This is a genomic window from Collinsella sp. AM17-1, from assembly GCF_003470665.1.
In the GTDB taxonomy this organism is placed as follows: Bacteria; Actinomycetota; Coriobacteriia; order Coriobacteriales; family Coriobacteriaceae; genus Collinsella.
In genome coordinates this window covers 25,216-34,838 of sequence record NZ_QRJZ01000009.1, presented here as the reverse complement: position 1 = coordinate 34,838, position 9,623 = coordinate 25,216, and the positions used below count along the sequence as shown (strand labels likewise).

Sequence of the window (9,623 nt, the reverse complement as noted above, 5' to 3'; positions counted from 1 at the left end):
GACGCTGGTGCGGAGGTGACATTCCCGTTTGAGGACGGACGCGAAACGGGACGCAGTTTCCCTTCAAACAGAAGAAGGCGCGCTGCCCGCGGTTGATGCGGGCAGCGCGCCTTCTTGGTTGAGCTATGTTGAGGCTAGGGGCCGAAGCTCGTGGCTCCTTAGGAGCGGGCGGCTCCGTCGACGGGGAGCACGGCGCCCGTGACGTAGGCGGACATGTCGCTCGCCAGGAAGACGAAGGCGTTGGCGACATCCTCGGGCTCGCCCATGCGGCCCAGCGGAATGGTGGCGATGATGGGCTTAATAACCTCTTCGGGCAGGTTGGCGACCATGTCGGTCTTGGTCACGCCGGGTGCGACGGCATTGACGCGAATGCCCATGGGGGCGAGCTCGCGCGAGAGCGACTGGACCATGCCGTTGACGGCGAACTTGGACGTGGGATAGCCGACGCCGGAGGGCTGGCCATACTTGGCGACCATCGAGCTCGTGGTGGTGATGGTGCCGCCGTGGCCGGCCTCGGTCATGATCTTGGCGGCAGCCTGGTGGCCATTAAAGACGGCGATGACGTTGAGGTCCATGACCTTTGCAAACTCTTCGGCCGTGTAGTCCAAAAGGGGAGAACGCTGGGAGATGCCGGCATTGTTGACGACCGTGTCCAGGCCGCCCATATCGGCGGCAGCCTGGGTAAAGGCCTCGGTTACGGCCTCGAGCGAGGTGAGGTCGCAGGAGCGGCCCCAAACCTTGGCCTCGGGATAGGCGGTCGTCAGTTTCTCAACGGCAGCGTCGGCAGTCTCCTGGCGCGAGCCAAAGACGGTGACGGCAGCACCTTCCTCGATAAAACGGCAGGCGATGGCATAGCCGATACCGCGCGTGCCGCCGGTGATGATTGCTTTCTTGCCTTCGAGCAACATGGTGCTTCCTCTCTTTGCGGGCGGATATACGCAGCACAGCATAACGGCAGCCAAAATCGGCTCCGGCTGCATGTCGGCGAACGGTACCCCCGGCTGTCAGGAGCGGCCAAGTCGTTCAAATGTGGATTGCGCCAATACGCCCCATGCGCGCAAGCAAAGGGGCTCCCGTCCACTGCTGAACGGGAGCCCCTCACACATATAGGTCGTAGAGCGAAAATCGAATTAGTTGGCCATGACGCCTTCGGACCAGGCCTCGACGTCCTCGATGCGCAGGACGTTGGCGACCTCGGCCACGCAGTCGACGCTGGCAAGCTCGGCGGCGGCAGCCTGGACGTCCTTCTCGAGTGCGCGGTGCGTCAGGAAGATGACCGAGCAGGCATCGCTGACGCCCGACTTGCCGTCCTCGACTTGGTTGATGAGCGAGATCGAGATGTTGTGCTTGGCAAAGATGTCGACCGTCTCGGACAGGGCGCCCACGCGGTCGGCGACCTTCAGGCGCACATAGTACTTGGTCTGGAGCTCGTCCATGGGCTTAAAGGCGAGGTTGTGGCCATAGGGCTCAATCTCGGGCAGCGGAGCCACGCCGCGGCTGATCTGCTCGGAGAGCGACAGGATATCGCCCACGACGGCGCTCGCGGTGGGGAAGGAGCCTGCGCCGGCACCGTAGAACATGGTCTCGCCCACGGCGTCGCCTACCACGTAGACAGCGTTCATGGCGCCGTTGACCTTGGCAAGCATATGGTCTGCCGGGATCAGCGTGGGGTGCACGCGGACGTCGACGCCGGCGTCGGTGTTGCGGGCGATGCCGAGCAGCTTGATGGTGTAGCCGAGCTCGCGGGCCTGGGCGATGTCCTCGGCGCCGATGGTGCGGATGCCCTGCTGGTATACGTCGTCGGTGGTCACGCGGGTGCCAAAGCCGATGGAGGCGAGGATCGCCGTCTTGCTGGCGGCATCGAAGCCGTCGACGTCGGCGGACGGGTCGGCCTCGGCATAGCCCTTGGCCTGTGCATCGGCGAGCACGTCGGCGTAATCGGCGCCCTCGGCGTCCATGCGCGACAGGATATAGTTGGTGGTACCGTTGAGAATGCCGGCGATGGTCAGGATCTTGTTGCCCACCAGGTCGTGCTCGAGCGTGCTGACAATGGGGATGCCACCGCCGCAGCTGGCCTCGCACTTAATCTGTACGCCGCACGCGCGCGCCTTCTCGGCGAGCGTCTCGACGTGACGGCCCAGCAGGGCCTTGTTGGCAGAGACGACGTGCTTGCCGTGCTCAAAGGCAGTGGTAAAGATCTCGGTCGCGGGGTGCTCGCCACCGATCAGCTCGACGACGATGTCGACGGCGGGGTCGGTGACGACGTCGTGCCAGTCACTCGTAAAGGCCTCGCGCTCAATGCCTGCCGCCTCGGCCTGCTCCCAAGCAAGCGCGCAGGCGCGGGTCAGCTTAAGGTCGATGCCGTAGGCTGCCAGGTACTCATCGTGGTGGCTCTTGATCAAACGGGCCACGCCGCCGCCGACGGTTCCCAGACCGATCAGACCGACGTTCACGGTGCGCAGGGGTTCGCTCATAGATAGCTCCTTCGTGCATCTTATGGATGGATTAACCGCTTAAAGGTTGAGTGCATTCTAGCGTGAACCGAGGGCGCGTGCTCGCCAGGCAACAGGAGTCGCACAAAACTGCACCACCGAAACGCTGCGGAAACATTGGAAACATGCTCGCTACAAACGAGCTTCCGTAACAAACTGTCAACGTTTGCGCCATAAGGTTTGCCCCGTACCGCAAGACGGCCGCGCTGCGGCCAGCGAAAAAAGGGGGACACCATGTTCAACATCAACAGCACGCTCAGCCGTAGGAACTTTCTCGCCGGCGCCGCGGCGCTCGGCAGCACCGCCGCACTCGCTGGCTGCTCGTCGGGTGGCTCGGACGGCGGCTCCACCGATGACGGCAAGACCTTCAAGATCGGTGTCATCGGCCCTCTGACCGGTGCCGCGGCAACCTATGGCGTTTCGGCCGAGAAGGGTGCCAAGCTCGCCGCCAAGGATTTCTCGACTAAGGACCTCAAGCTTTCGTTTAAGTCCGAGGATGACGTCGCCGACGGCGAGAAGGCTATCAACGCCTTCAATACCCTGTGCGACTGGGGCATGCAGGCGCTCGTCGGCCCCGTCACGACTGGTGCCGCCGTCGCCGTCTCGGGCGAGATTGCCGATGACATGCTCATGGTCACGCCCTCGGCCTCGTCGCTCGACGTTACCAAGGACAAGACCACGGTCTTTCAGGTTTGCTTCACCGACCCCACCATGGGCGCCAGCGCTGCCAAGTTTTTGGCCGAGAAGTATGCGGATGCCAAGATCGCCCTGTTCTACAACTCCGGCGATACGTATAGCTCGGGCGTTGCCGACGCTTTTGCCGAGCAAGCCAAGGCGTCCAAGCTCGACATCGTCGATACCGAGACCTTTAAGGACGACTCTTCCACGAGCTTTACCAACCAGCTCACCAAGGCCAAGGAGGCCGGCGCTACGCTTATCTTTGCCCCGATCTATTACACGCCGGCGTCCGTCCTGCTCAAGAACGCCAAGGACATGGGCTACGACATGACGCTCATGGGTACCGATGGCATGGACGGCCTGCTCTCCGTTGAGGGCTTCGACACCTCTCTTGCCGAGGGCGTGCTGCTCATGACTCCGTTCTCTGCCGACGATGAGAAGAACGCCGACTTCGTCAAGGCATATAAGGATGCCTACGACGAGACGCCCAACCAGTTTGCCGCCGATGCCTACGATTGCGTCCACGCGATTGTCGAGGCAATCGATAAGGCAGACATCGACATTACGGCCGACGGCGCCGATATTGCCGGCGACCTTGCCCGCGCCATGCGCAAGATCAAGATCGAGGGCCTGACGGGCGAGCTGACATGGAACGACGAGGGCCAGGTCGAAAAGCCCGCTACGGCCTATGTGATTCAGGACGGCAAGTACATCGCCGCCTAGGTGCGCACAAAACGCGACCGGTGAGGCTGTTTTAATCAGGGTAGGGACGCTTGTAACAGAACGGAAACAATACTTTCACACAATAAAGTGGCTAAACTGCATAAACCGACAGAAATACGCAGAAAAATGGATAAACGAACAAATCCAAAGAAAAGTTGAAATAATCGCCACTTTTCTCAACTAAAGCGTCTACTATTTTGCGAACGCCGAATACGGCGAAGGATGGCCTGTCGGGTAACCGAAACCCGACGAGATTTGAGAGGAGAGCCGCATGTCGAGCCTCACCGGTAAGTCATTGAACCCTGTTATGAATCGCAGGAGCGTTATCGCGAGCGCAGCAGGTCTGGGGGCGATGTCCATTCTAGCTGGCTGCTCCTCCAACGGCGGCGACAGCGGTTCCGCTTCGAGCGACGCTTCGTTTAAGATCGGCACCATCGGCCCGCTGACCGGTGCCAACGCGTCCTACGGCAAGTCCGTTACCCAAGGTGTCGAGCTGGGCTGCAAGGATTTCTCGACCAAGGAGCTGCCGCTTACCAGCAAGGCCGAGGACGACCAGGCCGATGGCGAGAAGGCCGTCAACGCCTTCAACACCCTGCTCGACTGGGGCATGCAGGCCCTTGTCGGCCCGACCACCACGGGTGCGTCTGTTGCCGTTGCCGCCGAGTGCGGTAACGACCCCAAGACGTTCATGATCACCCCGTCCGCGTCCTCCGAGGACGTTACCAAGGGCAAGGACTGCGTCTTTCAGGTTTGCTTTACCGACCCCAACCAGGGCGTCAACGCTGCCAAGTTCCTGGCGCAGAAGTATGCGGACGAGAAGTTCGTGCTGTTCTATAACTCCGGCGACGCCTATTCTTCGGGCATCGCGGATTCCTTTAAGGCCCAGGCCGCTGAGTCCAAGCTCGAGATTGTTGACGAGGAGACCTTTAAGGACGACTCCGCCACGAGCTTTACCAACCAGCTGACCAAGGCCAAGCAGGCTGGCGCCACCATGATCTTTGCGCCGATCTACTACACGCCGGCGTCCGTCCTGCTCAAAAACGCCAAGGACATGGGCTACGACGTCAAGATGATGGGCTGCGACGGCATGGACGGCATCCTGGGCGTTGAGGGCTTCGACACCTCTCTTGCCGAGGGTCTGCTGCTCATGACCCCGTTCTCCGCCGACGACGAGAAGAACGCCGACTTCGTCAACGCTTACAAGGATAAGTACGGCGATACCCCCGACCAGTTTGCCGCCGACGCCTACGACGGCGTGCACGCGGTGGCCGAGGCCCTCAAGGAGGCCGGTCTTGGTGTCGACGCCGACCCGACCGAGGTCGCCGAGAAGCTGCCCAAGGCTATGCTCAAGATTACCGTTGACGGTCTGACCGGCAAGCTCACCTGGAACGATAAGGGCCAGGTCCAGAAGGACCCCACGGCGTACGTCATCACCGATGGCAAGTACGTACAGGCCTAATTGGCCGCCTTACATAGAGCGGTTTTGATCCCAAGCAGGGGAGGTTTTGGCCTTCCCTGCTTGCTTGGTATCTAGGGACAGTGTAACGTCCCTGTTTCATACATCAACAGGAAACCTATTCGAAAGGGGGATGTGGAACATGACGGTCTTTATCCAATACCTGGTCAACGGCCTGTCCATGGGCAGCGTCTACGCCATCATCGCGTTGGGCTACACCATGGTCTACGGTATCGCCAAGATGCTGAACTTCGCTCACGGCGACGTCATCATGGTCGGTGCCTATGTTTCGTTCTGCGCCACGTCGTATCTCGGCCTTCCGGGCTGGGCATCTGTAATTCTCTCCTGCGTGGTCTGCACGGTTCTCGGTGTTCTCATTGAGGGCCTGGCCTATAGGCCGCTGCGCCAAGCAGGCCCGCTGGCCGTTCTGATCACGGCCATCGGTGTGTCGTACTTCCTGCAGAATGCCGCACAGCTTCTGTGGGGCGCCACACCCAAGAACTTCACTTCGCTCGTCGCCTTTCCGGTGCCGGAGTTCTTGGCCAAGTTCAACGTGAGCGCCGTCTCGCTTGTCACCATCGTCGCCTGTCTGGTTATCATGGCCGGTTTGGTGTTCTTTACGGGCAAGACCAAGATGGGTAAGGCCATGCGTGCCGTGTCCGAGGACAAGGCCGCCGCTCAGCTCATGGGCATCAATGTCAACCGCACCATCTCGATGACGTTCGCCATCGGCTCGGCGCTCGCCGCCATCGCCGGTGTGCTGCTGTGCTCCTACTCGCCGGTGCTGCAGCCCACGACGGGCGCCATGCCTGGCATCAAGGCCTTCGATGCCGCCGTTTTCGGCGGCATCGGCTCCATTCCCGGTGCCTTTGTCGGCGGCATTCTCATCGGCATCATCGAGGCGATGGCGCAGGCTTACATTTCCACGAGCCTTGCCAACTCTATCGTCTTTGGTGTTTTGATCATCGTCCTGCTCGTCAAGCCTGCCGGCCTCTTGGGCAAGTACGTCCCCGAGAAGGTGTAGGTGAGCGTTATGAAGTTTCTTAAGGACAAGCAGACGCGTCACGACTTTGTCACGTACGCCCTGTGCGTTGTGGCGTTCGCCATCGTGTTCTTTATGCAGTCTAACCACATGATCCCGCGTATGATCGCCGGTCAGCTGGTCCCCATCACGGCCTATATCGTCATGGCCATCTCCCTTAACCTCGTCGTCGGCATCGCGGGCGACCTGTCGCTGGGCCATGCGGGCTTTATGAGTGTCGGCGCCTACACGGGCATCGTCACCGCGGTCGCCCTCGAGAGCGCCGTTCCCTCCGATCCGGTGCGCCTTATCATCAGCATCGTGGTCGGCGCCATCGCTGCCGCCATCCTGGGCTTCTTGATCGGCATCCCGGTCCTTCGACTGAGCGGCGATTACCTGGCTATCGTGACGCTGGCCTTTGGCGAGATCATCAAAGAGATCGTCACTTGCCTTATCGTGGGTGTCGACTCGCGCGGCCTGCACGTGATCTTTAACATCACGGGCAACTCCACGATCGACGACCTGCATCTGCTCGAGGACGGCACCGCCATCATCAAGGGCGCCCAGGGCGCCTCGGGCGTGTCGACGTACTCGACCTTCCTCGCCGGTGCCATCCTGGTTATGGTCGCACTCGTGATCGTGCTCAACCTGGTTCGCAGCCGTACCGGCCGTGCCATTATGGCCGTGCGCGACAACAAGATCGCTGCCGAGTCCGTGGGCATCTCCGTCACCCGGTACCGCATGATCGCCTTCGTGGTCTCTGCAGCCCTCGCCGGTGCTGCCGGAGCCCTCTTCGGCGGTAACTTCTCGCAGCTCTCCGCCACCAAGTTCGACTTCAACACGTCGATCCTCATCCTGGTGTTCGTGGTCCTGGGCGGTCTGGGCAACATGCGCGGCTCCGTTATCGCGGCGGCGCTGCTCACGGTGCTTCCCGAGCTGCTCCGTCAGTTCTCGGACTACCGCATGCTCATCTACGCCATCGTGCTGATCCTGGTCATGATCTTTACCAACAATCCGCAGCTTAAGGTGTTCTTCGCACGCATTAAGGACCGCTTTGCTCCTAAGAAGGAGGTGGCAGCCGATGCCCAGTAAGTTTGAGTTCAACAAGGGCAAGATGGTCCCGTATCCTTCTGGCGCCATCGTTCCCGATCGCGACCTGGGCGAGCGCCCGGCACTCGAGTGCATTCACCTGGGCATCGAGTTCGGTGGCCTTAAGGCAGTCGACGACTTTAGCCTGACTATCGGCAAGACCGAGATCGCCGGCCTGATTGGCCCCAATGGTGCCGGTAAGACCACGGTCTTCAACCTGCTCACCAAGGTGTACCAGCCCACGCACGGCACCATCCTGCTCGACGGTGAGGACACCTCGGGCAAGTCGGTCTACCAGGTCAACCGCATGGGTATTGCCCGTACCTTCCAGAACATTCGCCTGTTCAACACCATGACGGTGGAGGACAACGTTAAGGTCGGCCTGCACAACCAGGAGCGTTACTCTGGCTTTGAGGGCGTGCTGCGCCTGCCGACGTATTGGAAGCATGAGAAAGCCGCCCATGAGCGCGCCATGGAGCTGCTGTCTATCTTTGATATGGAGCACCTGGCAAATGAGCAGGCCGGCTCACTGCCTTATGGCGCCCAGCGTCGTCTGGAGATTGTCCGCGCGCTTGCCACCAACCCCAAGCTACTGCTGCTTGACGAGCCTGCCGCCGGCATGAATCCGTCCGAGACCGCGGAGCTCATGGCGAACATCGTTAAGATTCGCGACACCTTTGGCATTGCCATCATGCTTATCGAGCATGATATGTCGCTCGTTATGAACATCTGCGAGGGCATCTGCGTGCTCAACTTTGGTAAGGTCATCGCCAAGGGCACGGCAGAGGAAATCCAGAACAACGACGCCGTTATCGAGGCATATCTGGGCAAGCAGGATAAGGGGGAGAACTAAATGGCAGAGCCGATGCTTTCCGTCTACAACATCAACGTCTGGTACGGCGCCATCCACGCCATCAAGGACATCTCCTTTAACGTCAACGAGGGCGAGATCGTGGCTCTGATCGGTGCGAACGGTGCCGGCAAGTCCACAACGCTCAAGACCGTCTCGGGCCTGCTGCGCTCCAAGACCGGCTCCATCAAGTTTATGGGCGAGGACATTACTCATACGCCCGCCGATAAGCTGGTTGGTAAGGGCCTGGCCCAGGTGCCCGAGGGCCGTCGCGCCTTTTTGCAGATGACGGTCGAGGAGAACCTGGAGATGGGCGCCTACACGCAGCCCAAGTCCACGGTTGCTCCGGGCCTTGAGCGCGTCTACGAGCAGTTCCCGCGCCTGAAGGAGCGCCGTCGCCAAGTCGCCGGCACCCTTTCGGGCGGCGAGCAGCAGATGCTCGTTATGGGCCGCGCCCTTATGAGCAACCCCAAGCTGCTCATGCTCGACGAGCCTTCCATGGGCCTGGCGCCGATTCTGATTGAGCAGATCTTCCAGATTGTCGAGGACCTGCACAAGGCCGGCACCACGGTGCTCCTGGTCGAGCAAAACGCGCAGATGGCGCTCTCGATCGCCACGCGCGGCTACGTGCTCGAGACCGGCAAGATCACCATGACCGGCACGGGCCAAGAGCTCCTGCACGACGATAACGTCCGCAAAGCCTATCTCGGTGGCTAGGAGGTTCCGCCGTTCTACCGAACGGCGGACCGGCCGACGCTGCGCGGGCACCAGAGCGACAACTAGTCATTCAAAGAGGACGGCATGACCAGAAGGTCTATGCCGTCCTCTTTTCATGCCAATTTGTTCGCTCTGGTGCCCGCTCGCTGTCCGTCCTCTGCTTGCGGCGCTGCTTTGGTTCTGGCATTTGGGGTAGTCGCTGGGGACGTTCTTGAATGACTAGTCGTTTAAGAACGTCCCCAACGACTAGGTCAAAAGGCTCCGAGCGCGGCGTGCTCACGCCCGTCGTGGTGTGCCCGAAGGGGGATGGCTGCTACGAGCTCGATCATTTGCGAGGAGAAGACGAACCAGCCGTTGCAGATCCAATATGGATCTCGCCGACCTCGGCAAGCTGCTCGATGAGTGGAAGCCCTGTCGGGTCGTCTATTTCAACACCACCCAGAAGGATGGTGTCATCGCGCAGGTCGATCTGTGTGTTGAACACAGCGAGGTTAAAGCCGGAGGCCACAAATCCGATAGCAGCCAGGACGAGCCCCGTGGCAACAAGCCCACCCGCTACGGCAAGGTAAATCTTTTTTACGCTGGACATGTTTGCAC

Annotated in this window: 9 protein-coding genes; 6 read left to right on the top strand and 3 right to left on the bottom strand. The window is 60.7% G+C overall.

The features are described 5' to 3' along the window. Positions 1 to 158: 158 nt before the first annotated feature. On the bottom strand, positions 159 to 908 hold the full coding sequence (locus tag DW195_RS05790; RefSeq protein ID WP_118206122.1) for an SDR family NAD(P)-dependent oxidoreductase: 750 nt from the start codon (positions 906 to 908) through the stop codon (positions 159 to 161). Between the two features lie 222 nt (positions 909 to 1,130). Then, the gene (locus DW195_RS05785; RefSeq protein WP_118206121.1) at positions 1,131 to 2,474 is read right to left on the bottom strand and encodes a homoserine dehydrogenase; all 1,344 of its coding nucleotides are present in this window, start codon (positions 2,472 to 2,474) and stop codon (positions 1,131 to 1,133) included. Positions 2,475 to 2,726: 252 nt separating this feature from the next. On the opposite strand from DW195_RS05785, the gene DW195_RS05780 reads away from it, so the two are divergent. The 6 genes from DW195_RS05780 to DW195_RS05755 all read left to right on the top strand — a co-directional run bounded on the left by DW195_RS05780 (position 2,727) and on the right by DW195_RS05755 (position 9,026). After that, a complete protein-coding gene (locus tag DW195_RS05780) occupies positions 2,727 to 3,893 on the top strand; it encodes an ABC transporter substrate-binding protein (protein WP_118206120.1) in 1,167 nt (388 codons plus the stop codon). Between the two features lie 271 nt (positions 3,894 to 4,164). Beyond that, entirely contained in the window at positions 4,165 to 5,352 is a 1,188-nt protein-coding gene (locus DW195_RS05775; protein WP_118206119.1) for an ABC transporter substrate-binding protein, read from the top strand. Between the two features lie 139 nt (positions 5,353 to 5,491). Then, positions 5,492 to 6,373, top strand: a complete 882-nt coding sequence (locus DW195_RS05770) for a branched-chain amino acid ABC transporter permease (protein WP_118206118.1) — start codon at positions 5,492 to 5,494, stop codon at positions 6,371 to 6,373. Between the two features lie 9 nt (positions 6,374 to 6,382). After that, positions 6,383 to 7,462 carry a branched-chain amino acid ABC transporter permease gene (locus DW195_RS05765; RefSeq protein ID WP_118206117.1) on the top strand — a complete coding sequence of 360 codons (1,080 nt, stop codon included), beginning with the start codon at positions 6,383 to 6,385 and terminating at the stop codon, positions 7,460 to 7,462. Then, entirely contained in the window at positions 7,452 to 8,312 is an 861-nt protein-coding gene (locus tag DW195_RS05760) for an ABC transporter ATP-binding protein (RefSeq protein WP_118206116.1), read from the top strand. The genes DW195_RS05765 and DW195_RS05760 overlap by 11 nt, the downstream gene beginning before the upstream one ends. A gap of 12 nt (positions 8,313 to 8,324) precedes the next feature. Further along, positions 8,325 to 9,026, top strand: a complete 702-nt coding sequence (locus DW195_RS05755; protein ID WP_035137222.1) for an ABC transporter ATP-binding protein — start codon at positions 8,325 to 8,327, stop codon at positions 9,024 to 9,026. 325 nt (positions 9,027 to 9,351) lie between these two features. Here DW195_RS05755 and DW195_RS05750 read toward each other — a convergent pair whose 3' ends face one another. After that, positions 9,352 to 9,615, bottom strand: coding sequence for a hypothetical protein (locus tag DW195_RS05750; RefSeq protein ID WP_118206115.1), 264 nt, complete (start codon positions 9,613 to 9,615; stop codon positions 9,352 to 9,354). Between the last annotated feature and the right edge of the window lie 8 nt (positions 9,616 to 9,623).